The 18315-nt window shown below is 74.5% G+C and carries 16 protein-coding genes and 1 pseudogene; 10 read left to right on the top strand and 7 right to left on the bottom strand.

The genetic code is table 11. The features are described from left to right. Window positions 1–30: 30 nt before the first annotated feature. From QBL21_RS02935 to QBL21_RS02925, 3 genes and pseudogenes are all read left to right on the top strand, one after another. The gene (locus tag QBL21_RS02935) at window positions 31–1011 is read left to right on the top strand and encodes a hypothetical protein (RefSeq protein WP_407560386.1); all 981 of its coding nucleotides are present in this window, start codon (window positions 31–33) and stop codon (window positions 1009–1011) included. Window positions 1012–1147: 136 nt separating this feature from the next. After that, a complete protein-coding gene (locus QBL21_RS02930; RefSeq protein WP_407560385.1) occupies window positions 1148–1831 on the top strand; it encodes a DUF3558 domain-containing protein in 684 nt (227 codons plus the stop codon). A gap of 124 nt (window positions 1832–1955) precedes the next feature. Then, window positions 1956–3375 (top strand): annotated as a pseudogene (locus QBL21_RS02925) (DUF2637 domain-containing protein). A 41-nt stretch (window positions 3376–3416) separates the two neighbouring features. Here the strand turns inward: QBL21_RS02925 and lysS are convergent. Next, a complete protein-coding gene (gene lysS, locus QBL21_RS02920) occupies window positions 3417–5177 on the bottom strand; it encodes a lysine--tRNA ligase (protein WP_407560384.1) in 1761 nt (586 codons plus the stop codon). An 82-nt stretch (window positions 5178–5259) separates the two neighbouring features. On the opposite strand from lysS, the gene argS reads away from it, so the two are divergent. Genes argS through QBL21_RS02895 form a run of 5 tightly spaced genes read left to right on the top strand, consistent with a single transcriptional unit; the run spans window position 5260 to window position 9445 of the window. Continuing rightward, complete coding sequence (gene argS / locus QBL21_RS02915; RefSeq protein WP_407560383.1) at window positions 5260–7038, top strand: arginine--tRNA ligase; 1779 nt, start codon at window positions 5260–5262, stop codon at window positions 7036–7038. Window positions 7039–7077: 39 nt separating this feature from the next. Next, a complete protein-coding gene (locus tag QBL21_RS02910) occupies window positions 7078–7329 on the top strand; it encodes a type II toxin-antitoxin system Phd/YefM family antitoxin (protein ID WP_407560382.1) in 252 nt (83 codons plus the stop codon). After that, window positions 7326–7571: a type II toxin-antitoxin system RelE family toxin gene (locus QBL21_RS02905; protein ID WP_407560381.1), complete on the top strand. Its 246-nt coding sequence runs from the start codon at window positions 7326–7328 to the stop codon at window positions 7569–7571. The genes QBL21_RS02910 and QBL21_RS02905 overlap by 4 nt, the downstream gene beginning before the upstream one ends. Before the next feature lie 36 nt (window positions 7572–7607). Continuing rightward, window positions 7608–8453 (top strand): alpha/beta fold hydrolase, encoded by an 846-nt coding sequence (locus QBL21_RS02900; RefSeq protein ID WP_407560380.1) that lies wholly within the window; start codon window positions 7608–7610, stop codon window positions 8451–8453. 5 nt (window positions 8454–8458) lie between these two features. Next, on the top strand, window positions 8459–9445 hold the full coding sequence (locus QBL21_RS02895; RefSeq protein WP_407560379.1) for a zinc-binding alcohol dehydrogenase family protein: 987 nt from the start codon (window positions 8459–8461) through the stop codon (window positions 9443–9445). A 45-nt stretch (window positions 9446–9490) separates the two neighbouring features. Here QBL21_RS02895 and QBL21_RS02890 read toward each other — a convergent pair whose 3' ends face one another. Next, window positions 9491–10108, bottom strand: coding sequence for a helix-turn-helix domain-containing protein (locus tag QBL21_RS02890; protein ID WP_407560378.1), 618 nt, complete (start codon window positions 10106–10108; stop codon window positions 9491–9493). A 55-nt stretch (window positions 10109–10163) separates the two neighbouring features. Between QBL21_RS02890 and QBL21_RS02885 the strand changes: the two genes are divergently transcribed. Continuing rightward, a complete protein-coding gene (locus QBL21_RS02885; RefSeq protein WP_407560377.1) occupies window positions 10164–11231 on the top strand; it encodes an NAD(P)/FAD-dependent oxidoreductase in 1068 nt (355 codons plus the stop codon). Between the two features lie 41 nt (window positions 11232–11272). Then, window positions 11273–11953 (top strand): class I SAM-dependent methyltransferase, encoded by a 681-nt coding sequence (locus QBL21_RS02880; RefSeq protein WP_407560376.1) that lies wholly within the window; start codon window positions 11273–11275, stop codon window positions 11951–11953. A 99-nt stretch (window positions 11954–12052) separates the two neighbouring features. On the opposite strand, the gene hemB is transcribed toward QBL21_RS02880, so the two are convergent. The 5 genes from hemB to QBL21_RS02855 all read right to left on the bottom strand — a co-directional run bounded on the left by hemB (window position 12053) and on the right by QBL21_RS02855 (window position 18227). Beyond that, window positions 12053–13072: a porphobilinogen synthase gene (gene hemB, locus QBL21_RS02875; protein WP_407560375.1), complete on the bottom strand. Its 1020-nt coding sequence runs from the start codon at window positions 13070–13072 to the stop codon at window positions 12053–12055. Between the two features lie 145 nt (window positions 13073–13217). Then, window positions 13218–14933 (bottom strand): uroporphyrinogen-III synthase, encoded by a 1716-nt coding sequence (locus QBL21_RS02870; RefSeq protein WP_407560374.1) that lies wholly within the window; start codon window positions 14931–14933, stop codon window positions 13218–13220. Then, complete coding sequence (gene hemC / locus QBL21_RS02865) at window positions 14930–15979, bottom strand: hydroxymethylbilane synthase (RefSeq protein ID WP_407560373.1); 1050 nt, start codon at window positions 15977–15979, stop codon at window positions 14930–14932. Before hemC ends, QBL21_RS02870 begins: the two co-directional genes overlap by 4 nt. Beyond that, the gene (locus tag QBL21_RS02860) at window positions 15976–17421 is read right to left on the bottom strand and encodes a glutamyl-tRNA reductase (RefSeq protein WP_407560372.1); all 1446 of its coding nucleotides are present in this window, start codon (window positions 17419–17421) and stop codon (window positions 15976–15978) included. The genes hemC and QBL21_RS02860 overlap by 4 nt, the downstream gene beginning before the upstream one ends. Continuing rightward, window positions 17418–18227 carry a redox-sensing transcriptional repressor Rex gene (locus QBL21_RS02855; protein WP_407560371.1) on the bottom strand — a complete coding sequence of 270 codons (810 nt, stop codon included), beginning with the start codon at window positions 18225–18227 and terminating at the stop codon, window positions 17418–17420. The genes QBL21_RS02860 and QBL21_RS02855 overlap by 4 nt, the downstream gene beginning before the upstream one ends. Between the last annotated feature and the right edge of the window lie 88 nt (window positions 18228–18315).

Here is an 18315-nt window from a genome sequence, read left to right as displayed (position 1 = left end):
ATGTTCTGGAGTCGGAAGGAGCCTTCTCCCGTGCAGCGAAGGGCACTCGCGCAGGCCGCCGCGACGGCGGCCGTGCTCGCGGTCGCGCTGGCCGGCTGCACCGGCTCCGACGAAGGCAGCGGCGCGGTTGACAGCCAGTCGGGCGGGGCGGGCGCCAGCTCGGCCACGGTGCCCTCCGGGAAGTACAGCTCGCTGCCGGAGCCGTGTACCGCGCTGAGCGCCGGGACGCTGGAGGAGCTGCTGCCGGGCGCGGCGGAGGAGACCGCGGAGACCGGGGAGGACGGCGAGGAGGCCCTCGCGGGCGAGCCGGACCTCACGTACGACGCCGACCGGCAGGTGGGCTGCCGCTGGGAGCGGGAGACCACCGAGGGCGGCCACAAGCTGGAGCTTCAGTTCGAGCGGATCGTGTCGTACGACGGCGAGGTCGGCGACGACCAGCAGGCCGCCCAGATCTACGCGGAGCGGGCCGAGGAGCACGACGTCGACGTGAGCAGCGGCCGGCCGGAGCTGCCCGACAAGACCGGGGCGGGTGACGCCTCCGGCGGCACCCCCGCCGCGGGCGAGAGCGGCCCGTCGGCGGACGGCGGGGCCGACGAGCCCGGGTCCGGCGAGAGCAGCGCCGAGGCGGGCGGCGAGACGGGCGCGGAGCCGGGCGACGAAAGCCCGGACGGCTCAGACGGCTCGGAAGGCTCAGACGGCTCGGACGGCTCGGACACGGCCACGGACGACAGCACGGACGACGGTACCGACTCCCCCGACGACCCCGCCGCGACCATCGCCCCCCGCATGCTCGACGGCATCGGCGACGAGTCGTTCCTCGACGACGTCACCGCCGACGCCGGCTCCGGTGTGCAGCGCGAGGTGACAGTGGTGTTCCGCACGTCGAACGTCGTGGTGAGCGTCACGTACGACCAGTGGCACACCGCCGGCGGCGAGCCGCCGGACAGCGCTGAGCTGCAACAGCGCGCCCAGCAGGTGGCCGACCAGCTCGCGGACCAGCTCGCCGACTGACGGCCCGGCCTCCCCCGACCGCCCGTACGCCGTCCGCGGCGGCGGGTACGCTCGCTAGCCGGTGCCCGCGAGGCGCCAGGCCCGGGGCGTCGTGCCCCCACCGCGCGCCGCCCGACGACCGAGTGATGAAGGACCCATGCACCGCTCTACGACCCGCATCCCCCGAGTCCTGGCCGCCGCGGCCGTGCCCGTGATACTCGTCACCGCCGGCTGCTCCTCCGGTGACGACGGCGGCGACAGCGGCAAGGCGAGCAGTTCCTCGCCGTCCGAGGAGAACAGCGAGCCGCAGATCGAGCCGGCGAAGTTCGCGAAGCTCCCCGACCCCTGCGACGCGCTCGCGAAGGACAGCGTCAAGGACCTCGTGCCGGGCGCGAAGAACACCGCCGGCACCGCCGGGAAGTCCGCCGACACCGCCCAGCGCAGCAGTTGCTCCTGGACCGGGCTCAAGGGCTACCAGTGGCGCTGGCTCGACGTCTCCTACCAGCGCTACGACTCCGACCCGGCCGTCGGCAGCGGCGCCGACCGCGCCGCGGAGTACTACGCCAAGCAGGTCGCCGCCGCCGAGGCCACCGAGGGCGCCAAGGGCATGAAGTCCTCCGCGCCGACCGGACTGGGCCAGAAGGCCACGGAGTTCACGTACGAGACGACCGAGGACAAGCAGGACTACCGCAAGCAGACGGTCGTCTCCCTCCACGAAAACGTCGTCGTCACCGTCAACTACCACGGCGCCGGCTTCCAGGGCTCGGACCAGCCCAAGGCCGCCGACCTGCTGAAGGACGCCGAGAAGGCGACCAAGGAGGCCCTGGCCGCGGTCAAGTGACCGAACCTGCATACGCAAGCCCGCACAGCCGTGCGAGGCTAGCGTGGCTCCGGGCCGGGCCCGGGGCGGCCGGTGACCGCCAGCGGAGAGGGAACGGCGCGTGGACAGGGCTCCTGCGATACGCATGAACCGGACGCACCGCATACTCATCACCGTCGTCGTCCTCGGCGCGGTGCTGATCGCGGCGATCGGCTTCGCCGGCTCCTACGCGGCCGTGCGCGACCTCGCCGAGAAGAAGGGCTTCGGCGACTTCGCGGTCTTCTTCCCCATCGGCATCGACGCCGGCATCGTGGTGCTGCTCGCCCTCGACCTGCTGCTGACCTGGATCCGCATCCCCTTCCCGCTGCTGCGGCAGGCGGCGTGGCTGCTGACGGCGGCGACGATCGCGTTCAACGGCGCGGCGGCGTGGCCCGACCCGCTGGGCGTCGGGATGCACGCGATCATCCCGGTGCTGTTCGTGGTGGCCGTGGAGGCCGCGCGGCACGCGATCGGGCGGATCGCGGACATCACCGCGGACAAGTACATGGAGGGCGTGCGCATCTCGCGCTGGCTGCTCGCCTTCCACGTTCCGGCTCTGGCGCCGGATGAAGCTGTGGGAGCTGCGGTCGTACGAGGAGGTCATCCGCCTCGAACAGGACCGCATGGTCTACCGCGCCCGGCTGCGCGCCCGCTACGGCCGCGCGTGGCGGCGGCGGGCGCCGGTGGAGGCGGTGATGCCGCTGAAGCTGGCGAAGTACGGGGTGCCGCTGGCCGAGACGGCACAGGCGGGGCTTGCGGCGGCGGGCATCGACGCACCGCTGCGACCGCAGGCGCCGCAGCCGCAGCCGGAGTTGGAGCTGGAACCGCGGCGGGCGGCGGTGCGGGAGTACGCGGACGGGGCGGCGGGGCACCGGGGCGGGCCGGAGGGGGCACCCGGTCCCGTACGGACCATGCGGCCCGCGCGGACGGCACAGGAAGCACAGCCCGCGCGGGCCGGGCAGGCCGCGCAGGTCGCACAGCCCGCGCAGACGGCACCGGCCGCACCGGTCGCGTACGAGGCGACCGCACCCGCGCCCGCAGCCGCGCCCCGGGCCGAGCCGGCGCCGCCCGCGCCCGTGCCGGAACCCGAGCCGCTGCCCGCCCCCGAGCCCGTCGCTACGATCCCCGGTCCCGCGCCCCGCCGCGACCTGCGCGCCCCCGAGCCCGTCGCCGTCAACGGCCGCTCGCGCTCCGCGCCGCAGCCGCCGTCCTTCGTCGCCCCGCCGCCGGCCCCGGAGCCCGAGCCCGAGCCCGAGCCGGCGCCGCTGCCCGAGCCGGTCGCCGACGACCTCGCCGACATCGTCGGCCTGCCGGACGGGATCCCGTACGACGACGCGCTCTTCGGCTTCTACCGCCAGTTCATGCTGCGCGAGGGCATCTTCCCCTCCGCGCGCCCGTTCGCCCGCTACCTGCGCGACGTCCACGGCGTCACGTACGCCGACGGTCGCCTCCTCAACGAGCGCTACCTGCGCACGTACCTCCACGAGCTGAAGGCGCGCTACAACCAGGACATGGGCACCGCCTGACCCCCGGCGGCACCCCGCCCCGCCCCGCACACCGCCGCGGCTCAGCCGCCCAGCAGCTCCCGCACCCGCTCCTGCCCCACCGCCAGCAGCAGCGTCGGCAGCCGCGGCCCCGTGTCGCGGCCCACCAGCAGCCGGTACAGCAGCGCGAAGAACGCGCGCTGCTCCGCCTTCAGCTCCGGCGTCGGCTTCGCGTCCGCCGGCAGCCCGGCGCGCAGCTTCGGCACCCCGTACAGCAGCGTCGTCAGCCCGTCCAGCGACCAGTGCTCGTCCAGCCCCGCGAGCAGCAGCCGCAGCAGCTCGCGCTCGTCCGCGCCGAGCGAGGCCAGCAGCTCCGCGTCCGCGTCCTTGCGCACCTGCGTGCGCTGGTCCGCCGGGACCTGCGTGGTGATCCAGCGCTCCGCCTTGTCCAGCCGCGGCCGCGCCTCGGCCAGGGACGTCAGCGGGTTCTCCGGGTCGACCTCGGCGAGGATCCGCAGGGTCTGCTCGTCGTCGCCTGCGGTCACGTCGGTCACCGAGGCGAGCGTGCGGTACGGCAGCGGGCGCGGCGTCGCGGGCAGCGGCCCGGCCGCCGTGCCGGCGGCGCGCTCGTACGCCGCGACGTCGCCCGGCTGCGCCGTGCCGGCGTCGACCTTGCGGACGAGGGCGTCCCACTCGTCGTACGTCCGCTGGATCTCCTGGTCGAAGGCGACCTTGAACGACTGGTTCGGCCGCCGCCGCGCGTACAGCCAGCGCAGCAGCATCGGCTCCATGATCTCCAGCGCCTCGGCGGGCGTCGGCACGCCGCCCTTCGAGGACGACATCTTCGCCATGCCGCTGATGCCGACGAAGGCGTACATCGGGCCGATGGGCCGCTCCCAGCCGAAGATGCCGACGAGCTTGCCGCCGACGTTCCAGGACGAGCCTGGCGAGTGGTGGTCGACGCCGGAGGGCTCGAAGACCACGGCCTCGTACGCCCAGCGCATCGGCCAGTCGACCTTCCACACGAGCTTGCCGTGGTCGAACTCCGCGAGCCGCACGGTCTCGCCGTGGCCGCAGGCGCAGGTGTACGTCAGCTCGGTGGTCTCGTCGTCGTACGCGGTGACCGTCGTCAGGTCGCGCTCGCAGACCGTGCAGTACGGCTTGTACGGGTAGTACGCGCCGCCGGCCGTCAGGCCGTCGTCCTCGTCGGCGGCGCCGGAGCCCTCGGCCGCGGCCAGCTCAGCCTCGTCCACCGCCTTCTGCTGCTGCTTCTTCTGCGGCTTCGGCTTCGTGCGGAACTCGGCGAGGACCGCGTCGATGTCGCCGCGGTGCCGCATCGCGAAGAGGATCTGCTCGCGGTACGTGCCCGCCGTGTACATCTCCGTCTGGCTGATCCCGCGGTACGTCACGCCCATCTCGGCGAGCGCGCCCTCCATGGCCGCCTTGAAGTGCGCGGCCCAACTGGCGTGCGGGCTGCCCGCGGGCGCGGGCACGGAGGTCAGCGGCTTGCCGATGTGCTCCGCCCAGGACTCGTCGACGCCCTCGACGCCGACGGGGACCTTGCGGAAGCGGTCGTAGTCGTCCCAGGAGATCAGGTGCTCGCAGTGGACGCCGCGGCGGCGGATCTCGTCGGCGACCAGGTGCGGGGTCATCACCTCGCGCAGGTTGCCCAGGTGGATCGGTCCGGACGGGGAGAGGCCGGAGGCGCAGACCACCGGTTTGCCGGGGGCGCGACGCTCCGCCTCGGCGATGACCTCGTCGGCGAAACGGGAGACCCAGTCGGCGGCCTCGGCGGTGGCACCCACAGTGCTGACTTCCTCTCTCTGCTGAGCTTGCGCGGCCATTCTCCCAAACAAAATCGCTTCCCCCTGCATGGGATACTGAGGGCTCATCCGACCCCTCCCGAAGGAAGCGGCGATCACGACCATGGCCTCAGTCCCGTCCCTCGCCACCCAGGTCCGGCAGCGCGTCGCGGACGCCCTTGCGGCAGCGCTGCCGCAGGAGGCTGCCGCGGATCCCCTGCTGCGACGCAGCGACCGGGCGGACTTCCAGGCCAACGGGATGCTGGCGCTGGCGAAGCGGCTGAAGACCAACCCGCGGGAGCTGGCCGGCCAGGTCGCCGCGCAGGTCGACGCGGGCGACGTGCTCGCGGACGTCGAGGTCTCCGGGCCCGGCTTCCTCAACATCGCGGTGACGGACGCGGCGATCACGTCGAACCTCGCCGCCCGCGCCGCGGACGACCGCCTCGGCGTCCCGTACGCGGACGCCCCCGGCACCACCGTCGTCGACTACGCCCAGCCGAACGTCGCGAAGGAGATGCACGTCGGGCACCTGCGCTCGGCGGTCATCGGCGACTCCCTCGTGCGGGTGCTGGAGTTCACCGGCGAGACGGTGGTCAGGCGGCACCACATCGGCGACTGGGGCACGCAGTTCGGCATGCTCATCCAGTACCTGGACGAGCACCCGCACGAGCTGGACCACGGGGGCGCGGACAGCGCCGCCACCGGCGAGGAGGCCGCCTCCAACCTCAACAGGCTGTACAAGGCGGCGCGGGCCGTCTTCGACGCCGACGACGCCTTCAAGGAGCGGTCCCGGCGCCGGGTCGTCGCGCTCCAGTCGGGCGACCCGCAGACGCGGGCGCTGTGGCAGCGGTTCGTGGACGAGTCGAAGCTGTACTTCTTCTCCGTCTTCGACAAGCTCGACATGGAGGTCAGGGACGCAGACATCGTCGGCGAGTCCGGCTACAACGACATGCTGGACGAGACCTGCGAGCTGCTGGCGGAGGCCGGTGTCGCGGTCGACTCCGAGGGCGCGCTGTGCGTGTTCTTCGACGACATCAAGGGCCAGGACGGCGAGCCGGTCCCGCTGATCGTGCGCAAGTCCGACGGCGGCTACGGCTACGCGGCCACCGACCTGTCCGCGATCCGCGACCGGGTGTTCAACCTCAAGGCGCAGACCCTGCTGTACGTCGTGGACCACCGCCAGTCGCTGCACTTCCGGATGGTCTTCGAGACCGCCCGCCGGATGGGCTGGCTCGACGGCGGCGCGACGGCGACGCAGCTCGCGTTCGGCACGGTGCTGGGCAAGGACGGCAAGCCGTTCAAGACCCGGGCGGGCACGACGGTGCGGCTGGAGGACCTGCTCGACGAGGCGGTCGACCGGGCGTCGGCGGTCGTACGGGAGAAGGCCGACAAGGCGGTGCCGCCGCTGACGGAGGACGAGATCGCGGAGCGCGGGGCGCAGGTGGGCATCGGCGCGGTGAAGTACGCGGACCTGTCCACGTCCGCGGCCCGGGACTACAAGTTCGACCTGGACCAGATGGTGTCCCTGCACGGCGACACGTCGGTCTACCTCCAGTACGCGTACGCCCGCATCCGCTCCATCCTCCGCCGCGCCGGCGACACCGCCCGCCCGGCGGCCCGTCCGGAGCTGCCCCTCGAAGCGGCGGAGCGGGCGCTCGGGCTGCACGTGGACGGCTTCGCGGCGGTGGTCGCGGAGGCGGCCGAGGAGTACGCACCGCACAAGATCGCGGCGTACCTCTACCAGCTCGCGTCCCACTTCACGACCTTCTACGAGCACTGCCCGGTCCTGAAGGCGGACACCCCCGCCCAGGTGGAGAACCGCCTCTTCCTCTGCGCCCTCACCGCCCAGACCCTCCACAAGGGCATGTCCCTGCTGGGCATCCGCACCCCGGAACGCCTCTGAGGACCTGCTGAAAGCAGCAGGTCAGTGTACACTTTTCGCATGTCAGTGACGCATACGGTGACAGAGGGGCGCAACCGCTTCGGGCAGCTCGTCCGCCGGGCCTCCCACAGTCGGGAGCGCATCACCATCACCGACCACGGGCAGCCCGCCGCGGTGCTGATCAACGCCGATGAGCTGGCGGATCTGGAGGAAGCCAACGCGGTCCTGGAGTACAAGCTGCGCCGGGCGCTGGGGCAGACCGGAGACACGGTGCCCGCCGCCGAAGCCCGCCGCCGCGTCTTCGACGAGTGAACGTCGCCTGGGAACCCGAGGCTCTGGCCGCCGCGCAGCTCTACGCGAAGGAAGACCGTGAGGGCGTACTGGCCGTCTTCGACGCCACCGACGCCCTCGCCTCGGATCCCCGCCCGCCCGGGTCACTCTCGTACGGCGAGAACCTGCACCGGCTCCGGGTAGGCCGTTACCGCGTCTGGTACGAGATCAAGGACGAGGTGGTGGAGATCGCCGTCTTCCACCTCGGCCAGGCCGGCGCCTGAGGGAGCACGGGGAACCGCTCCCGTACGCTGATCTTCATGAGCGACTGGGAGTTGACGCGGAGCTTCTCCAGTTCCGCCGGCGAGGTGCGGTGGGACCGGCTCGGGCCGGGCGGTGGTGCCTCCGCGGGGCGGCCCGTGGTGCTGCTGCACGGGACGCCCTGGTCGTCGTACGTCTGGCGGAGCGTCGCCCGCGCGCTGGCGCGTGGGCGGGAGGTCTACGTCTGGGACATGCCCGGCTACGGGCGGTCGGAGAAGCGCGCGGGGCAGGACGTCTCGCTCGACGCGCAGGGGCGGATCTTCGTCCAACTGCTCGCCCACTGGCGGTTGGACGAGCCGCTGGTCGTCGCGCACGACTTCGGCGGCGCCGTCGCGCTGCGCGCGCACCTGCTGCACGACGCCGCGTACCGGGCGCTGGCCCTCGTCGACCCCGTCGCGCTCGCCCCCTGGGGCTCGCCGTTCTTCCGGCTCGTACGGGACAACGCGCCCGTCTTCGAGCAGCTCCCGGCGGCGCTGCACACCGCGCTGGTCCGCGAGTACATCGGCACCACCGGCGGCCCCGGCCTGCACCCCGCCGTCCTCGACGCGCTCGTCGCGCCCTGGACCGACGACGCCGGCCGCCCGGCGTTCTACCGGCAGATCGCCCAGGCCGACCAGCGCTACACCGACGAGATCCAGGGCCGCTACGGCGAGATCGACCTGCCCGTGCTCGTCTGCTGGGGCACCGACGACACCTGGATCCCGGTCGCCAGGGCCCACGAACTGGCCGGCCTCGTCCCCGGCGCCCGGCTGGAGCTGTTCGAGGGCGCGGGCCACCTCGTACAGGAAGACGCCCCGGCCGAACTGACCGCCGTCCTCCAGACGTTCCTCGCCGAACAGGAGTGAGCACGATGCGCGCCGTAGTGGTGGAGAAGCCCGGACCCGCCGGGTCGCTGAGCGTCACGGAGACCCCGGCGCCGTCGCCGGGCCCGGGCGAGGTGTCGGTCGACGTCGCGTACGCGGGCGTGGGCTTCGTGGACACGCTGTTCCGGGCCGGCGCCTTCGAGCTGCCGCTGCCGTTCGTGCCGGGGATCGAGGCCACCGGGTACGTGCGGGAGGCGGGGCCGGGGGTCACCGGGTTCGAGCCGGGCGCGCCGGTCGGGGTGCTGCTCAACGACTTCGGCCGCGGCCCGCGGGCCGGCGGCTACGCCGAGGTGGCCGTCGCGCACGCCTCGATGGCCGCCGTGCTGCCGGCGGACGCCGACCTGGCCCGGATGTGCGCCCTGCTGATCAACGGCGTCACCGGGTGGCTCGCGCTGCACGACCTGGCCCGGGTCACCGAGCGGGACAGCGTGCTGGTGCTGGGCGCCGGCGGCGGGCTCGGCAGCATCACCGGGCGGCTGGCCGCCGCGCACGGGGTGCGCCGGGTCGTCGGCGTCTTCGGCAGCGAGGCCAGGAAGCCGGCGGACGGCGGCGCGTGGACGGACCTGGTGCTCGCCGCCGAGCTGGAGGCGGCCGTCGCGGAGAGCGCCGGGGCGGACGGCGTCGACGTCGTCGTCGACCCGGTCGGCGGCGATCTCCGTACCCGCGCCTTCGGCCTGCTGGCGCCCTTCGGCCGGCAGGTGGTCGTCGGCAACGCCAGCGGGCAGGACCCGGCGCTCTCCGGCGACGCCGTGTGGCTGAACAGCCGGCAGCTCCTCGGCCTGAACCTCGGCGGTCTCGCCCACGTCATCCCGGAGCGGGTCCGCGCCGCCCTGGCGGCGGTCGTCGGCCTCGTCCACAGCGGCACCGTACGGGAGCCGGCGCCCGCCGTCCTCCCGCTGGACCGCGCGGGCGAGGTGCACGCGGCGCTGGAGAACAGGACGGCCCCGGCGAAGACGGTGCTCGCCGTCCGCTGAGCCGCCCCTCCCGCACGAGCCCGCGACGAGCCCGCGACGGGCCGGTCAGGAGGCCGGCTTCGGGCGGGCGCGCAGGTGGGCGCGCTCGCCCTGGCCGCCGAAGAGGCTGAGGAACTCCACCGCCTCGTCGTCCGCGGCGCCGAACCAGTGCGGCACGCGGGTGTCGAACTCGGCCGCCTCGCCGGGTTCGAGGATCAGGTCGTGCTCGCCGAGCACGACGCGCAGCCGGCCGCTCATCACGTACAGCCAGTCGTAGCCCTCGTGCGTCCGCAGCTCCGGCTCCCGGCGCCCGCTGCCCGCCGGGAGGATCAGCTTGAACGCCTGGATGCCGCCGGCCCGGCCGCGGGACAGCGGGAGCAACGTCATGCCGTTGCGGGTGACCGGGCGCAGGTGGATGCGCGGGTCGCCGGTGGGCGGGGCGCCGACGAGTTCGTCCAGCGTGACGCCGTGGGCCCGGGCCAGGGGCAGCAGCAGCTCCAGCGTCGGGCGGCGGCTGCCGGACTCCAGCCGGGACAGGGTGCTCACGGAGATGCCGGTGGCCGCGGACAGCTCGGCGAGCGTCGACTCGCGCTGCCTGCGCAGCTCGCGCAGCCGGGGGCCGACGGCGGTCAGGGCGGTGTCGAGTTCGGCGTCCGGGTCGGGGGCGCCGTCGGTGTCGGCCATGAGGAACAGTTTGCCATAACGGCAACATTGTTTGCGGATTCGGCGGACCGGCCGCATGGTCGTCGGCATGGAGGTGGTCGACGTGACCGAGAGGGCCGAAAGAGCCGTGACGACCGACGATGCAGCGGACGACTACGAGGTGGCGGTGGTCGGCGGCGGCGCCGCGGGGCTCAGCGGGGCGCTGATGCTGGCGCGCTCCCGCCGCTCCGTGCTGGTGATCGACGCGGGCGAGCCGCGCAACGCCCCGGCGGACGGCGTGCACGGGCTGCTGGCCCGCGAGGGCACGCCGCCGGGCGAGCTGCTGGAACGCGGGCGGGCGGAGGTCCGCTCGTACGGGGGCCACGTGGTTTCCGGCGAGGTCACCGCGGCGGTCCCGGACCCGGAGGACGGCGGGAGCGGGATCGGGGACGGCGGGACCGGGGACGGGGAGAGCCCTCGCGGGTTCGCCGTCACCCTCGCCGGCGGCCGGTCCGTACGCGCCCGCCGGCTGCTCGTCACCACCGGGCTCGTCGACGAGCTGCCCGCGGTGACCGGCCTGCGCGAGCGCTGGGGCCGGGACGTTCTGCACTGCCCGTACTGCCACGGCTGGGAGGTCCGCGACCAGGCGATCGGCGTGCTGGCGACCGGGCCCATGGCCCTGCACCAGGCGCTGCTCTTCCGGCAGTTGAGCGACGACGTCACGTACTTCGCGCACACCACCGGGCCCCCGGCCGGCGAGGACGCCGAGCAGTTGGACGCCCTCGGCGTGCGCGTTGTCACCGGCGAGGTCACGGCCCTGGAGGTCGCCGGCGACCGGCTCGCGGGCCTGCGGCTCGCGGACGGCACGGTGGTGCCCCGCCAGGCGCTGGCGGTGGCCCCGCGCATGGTGGCCCGCGCCGGGATCCTGGCCGGCCTGGGGCTGCGCCCCGTGGCGCACCCGTCCGCCATGGGCGAGCACGTCCCCGCCGAACCCACCGGCCGTACCGACGTGCCCGGGGTGTGGGTCGCGGGCAACGTCACCGACATGACCGCCCAGGTGGGCGCCGCCATGGCGGCCGGTGCCATGGCGGGCGCGCAGATCAACGCCGACCTCGCCGCCGAGGACGCCCGCCGGGCGGTCGCCGCCCGCCGGGTCGGCGTGTGACGTACGGACCGGCCGGGACGACGACGGAGAGGGATCCGAGGATGACGAACGCGACGGAAGAGTTCGGCGAGGCGTACTGGGAGGACAGGTACCGCGCCCGGGACGCGGTCTGGAGCGGCCGTCCCAACCCGCAGCTCGTCGCCGAGCTGGCGGACCTGCCGCCCGGCACCGCCCTGGAGGCCGGCTGCGGCGAGGGCGCCGACGCCATCTGGCTCGCCGAGCGCGGCTGGCGGGTGACGGCGGTGGACATCTCCGCCACCGCGCTGCACCGCGCCCGCGCACACGCCGAGGCCCGCGGTCCGGCGGTCGCCGGGCGCCTGACGTGGGTACGGGCCGACCTGACCGGCGCCATGCCGGACGGCGGGCCCTTCGACCTGGTCACCACGCACTACGTGCACACCACGGCGTCCCGCGAGGCGCTGTTCCGCCGTCTGGCGGCGGCGGTGGCGCCGGGCGGCACGCTGCTCGTCGTCGGCCACCACGAGACGGACCCGCGCGCGGCGGAGATCGCCGCGGCGCACCCGGAGGTGCACTTCACCGCGGAGGACGTGGCGGCGGGCCTGGCGCCGGAGGACTGGGACGTCGCCGTGGCGGAGGTACGGACCCGGCGGGCGCCCGCGGGCCACGAGCCGCACGAACACGGCGACAGCGGCGGCGGGCACGGCGGGCACGGCGAGGCGGTCGAGCACCACGACGCCGTGCTGCGCGCGCGGAGGCGCTGACGCCGTTTCGTACGGCAAGAGGCAGGACGCCACGGGGGCGCCGCCCGGCCGCGGCCCGCAGCCGCGGCCGGCGCCGGCGCCCCGCAGTCCCGCCGAACGTCAGCCGCGGAGCGTCAGCCGCTGGGCCGCGTCGATCGCCCAGTACGTGAGGATGAGCTGCGCCCCGGCCCGCCTGATCCCCGTCAGCGTCTCCATCATCGCCGTGTCCCGGTCGACCCAGCCGCGCTCCGCCGCCGCCTCGACCATCGCGAACTCGCCCGAGATCTGGTAGGCCGCCACCGGCACGTCCGCCTCGTCGGCGACCCGGCGCAGCACGTCGAGATACGGCCCCGCCGGCTTGACCATCACCATGTCGGCGCCCTCGTCGAGGTCGAGGGACAGCTCCCGCAGCGCCTCGCGGGCGTTCGGCGGGTCCTGCTGGTACGTCTTCCGGTCGCCCTTCAGCGAGGAGTTGATCGCCTCGCGGAACGGGCCGTAGAAGGCGGACGAGTACTTCGCGGTGTACGCGAGGACAGCCGTGTCCTCGTGCCCCGCCCGGTCCAGGGCCTCGCGGATCACCGCGACCTGGCCGTCCATCATGCCGCTGGGCCCCAGCACGTGCGCCCCGGCGTCCGCCTGCACCACGGCCATCTCCGCGTACCGCGCGAGCGTCGCGTCGTTGTCGACCCGGCCCTCGGCGTCCAGCACCCCGCAGTGGCCGTGGTCGGTGGTCTCGTCCAGACACACGTCGGACATGATCACCAGGTCGTCCCCGACCTCCGCGCGCACGTCGCGCAGCGCGACCTGGAGGATGCCGTCGGGGTCCGTGCCGGCCGACCCGACCGCGTCCTTCTTGGCCTCCTCCGGCACGCCGTAGAGCATGATCCCGCCGAGGCCCGCGGCGACGGCCTCGGCGGCGGCCTTCTTCAGGGTGTCGCGGGTGTGCTGCACGACGCCCGGCATGGCGGAGATCGGCGCCGGCTCGTCGATGCCCTCGCGTACGAAGGCGGGCAGGATCAGCTCCGCCGGGTGCAGCCGGGTCTCGGCGACCATGCGCCGCAGGGCGGGCGTGGTGCGCAGCCGCCGCGGGCGGACGACGGGACCGGCGACAGAGCCGTGCGGGGCGTCGGTGCTGGACACGTGTGCTTACCTCCGTGATGCTCCGGGGGGCCGGTGGCCCGCCGGGCGAGAGAGGGCACCAACGAAAGGCGCCCCCCATCGGGCGGCGGGGGGCCGGTTGCCTTCCACCGTACGCCCCCGCCGGACCGCCCCGCGGCGGCCCCCGTCAGCTCGTCGTCGTCCGCGCCCGCCGCCGCGGCCTGCGCTCGCTGGGCCGGGTGACGTGCTCCCCGGCCTCGACCGCCGCCGCCCTGCGCCGCCCGCCGAACTCCGCCAGCGCCTCCGCCAGCCGGTGCACGGACGGCTCCGGCGCCATGACGTCGACGCGCAGGCCGTGCTCCTCCGCGGTCTTCGCCGTGGCCGGGCCGATACAGGCGATGATCGTGACGTTGTGCGGCTTGCCGGCGATGCCGACGAGGTTCCGCACCGTCGAGGACGAGGTGAACAGCACGGCGTCGAACCCGCCGCCCTTGATCGCCTCGCGGGTCTCGGCCGGCGGCGGCGACGCGCGCACCGTGCGGTACGCGGTGATGTCGTCGACCTCCCAGCCCAGCTCCTTCAGCCCCGCGACCAGCGTCTCGGTGGCGATGTCGGCGCGCGGCAGGAACACCCGGTCGATCGGGTCGAAGACCGGGTCGTACGGCGGCCAGTCCTCCAGCAGCCCGTGCGACGACTGCTCGCCGCTGGGCTGGAGGTCGGGCCGTACGCCGAACTCCACCAGCGCCGCCGCCGTCTGCTCGCCGACCGCGGCGACCTTGATCCCGGCGAAGGCGCGGGCGTCCAGCCCGTACTCCTCGAACTTCTCCCGCACCGCCTTGACCGCGTTGACGGAGGTGAAGGCGATCCACTCGTACCGCCCGGTGACCAGGCCCTTGACCGCGCGCTCCATCTGCTGCGGCGTGCGCGGCGGCTCGACGGCGATGGTCGGCACCTCGTGCGGCACGGCGCCGTACGAGCGCAGTTGCTCGGACAGCGACGCGGCCTGCTCCTTCGTCCGCGGCACGAGCACGTGCCAGCCGAAGAGCGGCTTGGACTCGAACCAGGCGAGCTGCTCGCGGCGGGCCGGCGCGCTCTGCTCGCCGACGACGGCTATGACGGCCTGCCCGGCGTCCGGCGACGGCAGCACCTTCGCGGCCTTCAGCACCTGCGCGACGCTGCCGAGCGTGGCGCTGAACGTCCGCTGCCGCGTCGTCGTACCGGCGAGCGTGACCGTCATCGGGGTGTCCGGCTTGCGGCCGGCGGCGACCAGCTCGCGCGCCGTCGCCGCGGTGGCCTCCAGGGACGTCTGCACCACCAACGTGCAGTCGCTGGCGCCCGCTTCGCCCCAGATCTGGTCCGAGGCGGTCGCGGCGTCCACGACGCGCACGTCCGTACCCTGCGGGTCGCGCAGCGGCACACCGGCGTACGCGGGCACGCCGACGGCGGTCGCGACACCGGGCACCACCTCGAAGGAGATGCCCTCGGTGGCGCATTCGAGCATCGCCTGCGCGGCGCCGCCGTCGAGGCCCGGATCGCCCGCCACGGCATGCACGACCCGCCTGCCGGCGCGCGCGGCCTCCATGACAAGATGGCCTGCGTCAGCGGCCGTTGGCGGTTCGTCGTCCCCCGCGGCCGCCGACGTATGCGCCGCCGACGTGTGCGGTGTGGCCGCGCCGGCGCGCGCGTGGGCGCGTACGACGGCGAGGACCTTCGGGTCGGCGACCAGGACGTCCGCGGCAGACAGCGCTTCCACGGCGCGTAGCGTCAGCAGGCCCGGATCCCCGGGTCCTGCGCCCAGGAACGTGACGTGCCCGCGGGCGGCGGGACCGGGCGGGCGGGCCGCGCCGGTCGCTGCGGTACGCGCCGACGCGCTGGCCTTACGGGTCGAAGGCGTGGGGCTCAAAGTGCTCGCTCCCCCATCAGACCGGCCGCGCCCTTGGCGAGCATCTCTTCTGCGAGCTCGCTGCCGAGCGCCACGGCGTCGTCGTACGACGCCGGCACGGGGCCGGTGGTGGACATCTGCACCAGCGCGGAGCCGTCGGGGGTGCCGACGACGCCGCGCAGGCGCATCTCGGTGACAGTCGACGCTGTGCCCTTGTCGGCCCCGGAGGGACCCTCCGCGTGCAGGTCGGCGAGCGCACCCACGGGTGCGCTACAGCCGGCCTCCAGGGCGGCGAGCAGCGTCCGCTCGGCGGTGACGGCGACCCGCGTGGGCGGGTCGTCCAGCTCCGCGAGCTGGGCGGTCAGGTGCGCGCTCGACGAGGCGCACTCGACCGCCAGGGCCCCCTGGCCGGGGGCGGGCAAGACTGTGTCGAGGGGGATCAGCTCGGTGGCCTCGGCCAGCCGGCCGAGGCGGCTGAGCCCCGCGGCGGCGAGCGCGACGGCGTCCAGCTCCCCCTGGTGTACGTACCCGATGCGGGTGTCGACGTTCCCGCGGACCGGGACGGTCTCGACGGCGCCGCCGAGGGAGCGGGCCCAGGCGTGCAACTGGCAGGCGCGGCGCGCCGACCCGGTGCCTATCCGGGGCCGGCCGCCGGCGGCGACCAGGTCCTCGAAGCCGAGGCCGTCGCGGGCGACCAGCACGTCGCGCGGGTCCTCGCGGGGCGGCACGGCGGCGATCACCAGCCCCTCGGGCTGCGCGGTCGGCAGGTCCTTCAGCGAGTGCACCGCGAGGTCCACCTCGCCGAGAGCCACGGCCTCGCGCAGCGCGGCGACGAAGACGCCCTGGCCGCCGATCTCGGACAGGTGCTGCCGGGACACGTCCCCGTACGTGGTGATCTCGACCAGCTCGACGGGGCGTCCGGTGACGCGGCGTACCGATTCGGCAACCTGCTCGGACTGGGCGAGCGCGAGCTTGCTGCGCCGCGTGCCGAGGCGCAACGGGCGCCGGAAGCGCGGGGCTTCACGCGCCTGCGCCCCCTCTGCCGGCGTCGGCTTGGCTGCGGTCATGACGGCTCCCGTTCACTGCGTGCGCTGGCCGCCGCGCGGCCGGAGTCCGCGCGACTGACGGCGTCGACGGTGGCCGGGTCGAGGTCGAAAAGCTCCCGCAGGGCGTCCGCGTACCCCGCTCCACCGGGGGTGGCGGCCAGCTCCTTGACCCGTACGGTCGGCGCGTGCAGCAGCTTGTCCACGACGCGGCGCACGGTCTGCGCCACCTCGGCCCGCTGACGTTCGTCGAGCCCGGGCAGCCTACCCTCCAAACGGGCGATCTCGCCCGCGACGACGTCCTGGGCCATGGTCCGCAGCGCGACCACGGTCGGCGTGATGCTCGCGGCCCGCTGCGCGGCGCCGAAGACGTCGACCTCCTCGGACACGATCGCCCGCACCTGGTCGACGTCGGCGGCCATGGGGGCGTCGGCGGAGGCGCCGGCGAGTGTCTCGATGTCGACGAGCCGGACGCCGGGGGTCTCGTGCAGCGCGTGATCGATGTCACGCGGCATGGCGAGGTCGAGCAGGGCGAGCGGGCCGGTGGAGCGGCGGCCCAGCGCGCCGCGTACCTCGTCGGCGGTCAGCACCAGGCCCGTGGCGCCCGTGCAGGAGACGACCACGTCCGCCGTCTCCAGTTCCGCCGCGATCTCCTCCACGCGCACCGCGCGGGCCGTCGCCGGGGTGCCCGGCCGGCCGGTCTGCGCCGGGATCGGGCCCGCCGCGCCCGCGGCGGGCGAGCCCGCGCTCCAGCCGCCCGCGACCGCCGAGCCCGCGTTCAGGCTCCCGGCCAGGCGCTCCGCGCGCTCGTACGTACGGTTGGCGATCACCAGCTCCGCCGCCCCGGCCCGCGCCAGCGTCGCCGCCGCCAGCGACGACATCGACCCCGCGCCGATCACCAGCGCACGGCGGCCCGCCACCCACTCGGCGACGGGGGCGCCGGCCGCGAGCTGCGCCAGCCCGAACGACACGAGCGACTGCCCGGCCTTGTCGATCCCCGTCTCGCTGTGCGCCCGCTTGCCGACGCGCAGCGCCTGCTGGAAGAGGTCGTTCAGTGTCCGGCCGGCGGTGTGCAGCCGCTGCCCGAGCGCCAGCGACTCCTTGATCTGGCCGAGGATCTGCCCCTCGCCGACGACCATGGAGTCCAGCCCGCAGCCCACCGAGAACAGGTGGTGCACGGCGCGGTCCTCGTAGTGCACGTACAGGTGCGGCGTCAGCTCCTCCAGGCTCGCGCCCGCGTGCTGCGCCAGCAGCGTCGACAGCTCGGCGACGCCCGCGTGGAACTTGTCCACCGCGGCGTACAGCTCGATCCGGTTGCACGTGGCCAGCACCGCGGCCTCCGTGACGGGAGCCGCGGCCACCGCGTCCGTGAGCAGCTTCGCGCGCGCGTCCGGCGCGAGCGAGGCCCGCTCCAGCGCGCTCACCGGCGCGCTGCGGTGGCTGAGGCCGACGACGAGGACACTCATGCGGGCATCACGGCGGGCACGTCCCCGTCGGGCCCCTGCCCGGTGCGCTTCTTCGCGACGGGGGCGGGGCGCTCCGCCGCGTCCGCCCGGGGCGTACCGCCCTGCGCCGCTGCCGCCGCCTCGGCCTCGCGCAGCTCGGCCTCCTCGCCGGCCTTGCGCTGCTCGTGGAAGGCGAGGATCTGGAGTTCTATCGAGAGGTCGACCTTGCGGACGTCGACGCCGTCGGGGACGTTCAGCACGGTGGGGGCGAAGTTGAGGATCGAGGTGACGCCGGCCTCCACCAGCCGGTTGCAGACCGCCTGCGCGGCGCCCGCCGGGGTGGCGATGACGCCGATGGAGACGCCGCTCTCGTTGATCAGCGGCTCCAGCTCGTCGGTGTGCCGCACGGTCAGGCCCGCGACCTGCTTGCCGGTCATGGCCCGGTCGGCGTCGATGAGCCCGGCGACGCGGAAGCCGCGGGAGGCGAAGCCGCCGTAGCCGGCGAGGGCGGCGCCGAGGTTGCCGATGCCGACGATGACCACGGGCCAGTCCTGGGTCAGGCCCAGCTCGCGTGAAATCTGGTAGACGAGGTACTCGACGTCGTAGCCGACCCCGCGGGTGCCGTACGAACCGAGGTAGGAGAAGTCCTTGCGCAGCTTCGCGGAGTTGACGCCGGCGGCGGCGGCCAGTTCCTCGGAGGAGACCGTGGGCACGGAGCGCTCCGAGAGCGCCGTGAGGGCCCGCAGATACAGCGGAAGCCGGGCGACGGTGGCCTCGGGGATCCCCCGGCTTCGGGTCGCCGTTCGGTGAGTTCGGCCAGTTGCCACAGTGCTCCTGACGCTAGCGCGGTGCCGCGTACGGCCCGCCGGGGCGAAACCGCACTGATGAGAGAAGGCTATGCCTTTGTGAACGCGT

Origin of the sequence: Streptomyces sp. 184 (assembly GCF_045781775.1) — a bacterium.
GTDB lineage: Bacteria > Actinomycetota > Actinomycetes > Streptomycetales > Streptomycetaceae > Streptomyces.
The sequence above is the reverse complement of the archived record's forward strand: the minus strand, read 5'-3'. Positions and strand labels throughout refer to the sequence as shown.

What these genes read in the sequence shown, in the direction of transcription:
- QBL21_RS02895 (WP_407560379.1), top strand. Translation starts at nt 8,459, where the DNA reads ATGCGCGCCGTAGTGGTGGAGAAGCCCGGACCCGCCGGGTCGCTGAGC.
- hemC (WP_407560373.1), bottom strand. Translation starts at nt 15,979, where the DNA reads ATGACCGCAGCCAAGCCGACGCCGGCAGAGGGGGCGCAGGCGCGTGAA.
- argS (WP_407560383.1), top strand. Translation starts at nt 5,260, where the DNA reads ATGGCCTCAGTCCCGTCCCTCGCCACCCAGGTCCGGCAGCGCGTCGCG.
- QBL21_RS02930 (WP_407560385.1), top strand. Translation starts at nt 1,148, where the DNA reads ATGCACCGCTCTACGACCCGCATCCCCCGAGTCCTGGCCGCCGCGGCC.
- QBL21_RS02900 (WP_407560380.1), top strand. Translation starts at nt 7,608, where the DNA reads ATGAGCGACTGGGAGTTGACGCGGAGCTTCTCCAGTTCCGCCGGCGAG.
- QBL21_RS02880 (WP_407560376.1), top strand. Translation starts at nt 11,273, where the DNA reads ATGACGAACGCGACGGAAGAGTTCGGCGAGGCGTACTGGGAGGACAGG.
- lysS (WP_407560384.1), bottom strand. Translation starts at nt 5,177, where the DNA reads ATGGCCGCGCAAGCTCAGCAGAGAGAGGAAGTCAGCACTGTGGGTGCC.
- QBL21_RS02890 (WP_407560378.1), bottom strand. Translation starts at nt 10,108, where the DNA reads ATGGCCGACACCGACGGCGCCCCCGACCCGGACGCCGAACTCGACACC.
- QBL21_RS02885 (WP_407560377.1), top strand. Translation starts at nt 10,164, where the DNA reads ATGGTCGTCGGCATGGAGGTGGTCGACGTGACCGAGAGGGCCGAAAGA.
- QBL21_RS02860 (WP_407560372.1), bottom strand. Translation starts at nt 17,421, where the DNA reads ATGAGTGTCCTCGTCGTCGGCCTCAGCCACCGCAGCGCGCCGGTGAGC.
- QBL21_RS02910 (WP_407560382.1), top strand. Translation starts at nt 7,078, where the DNA reads ATGTCAGTGACGCATACGGTGACAGAGGGGCGCAACCGCTTCGGGCAG.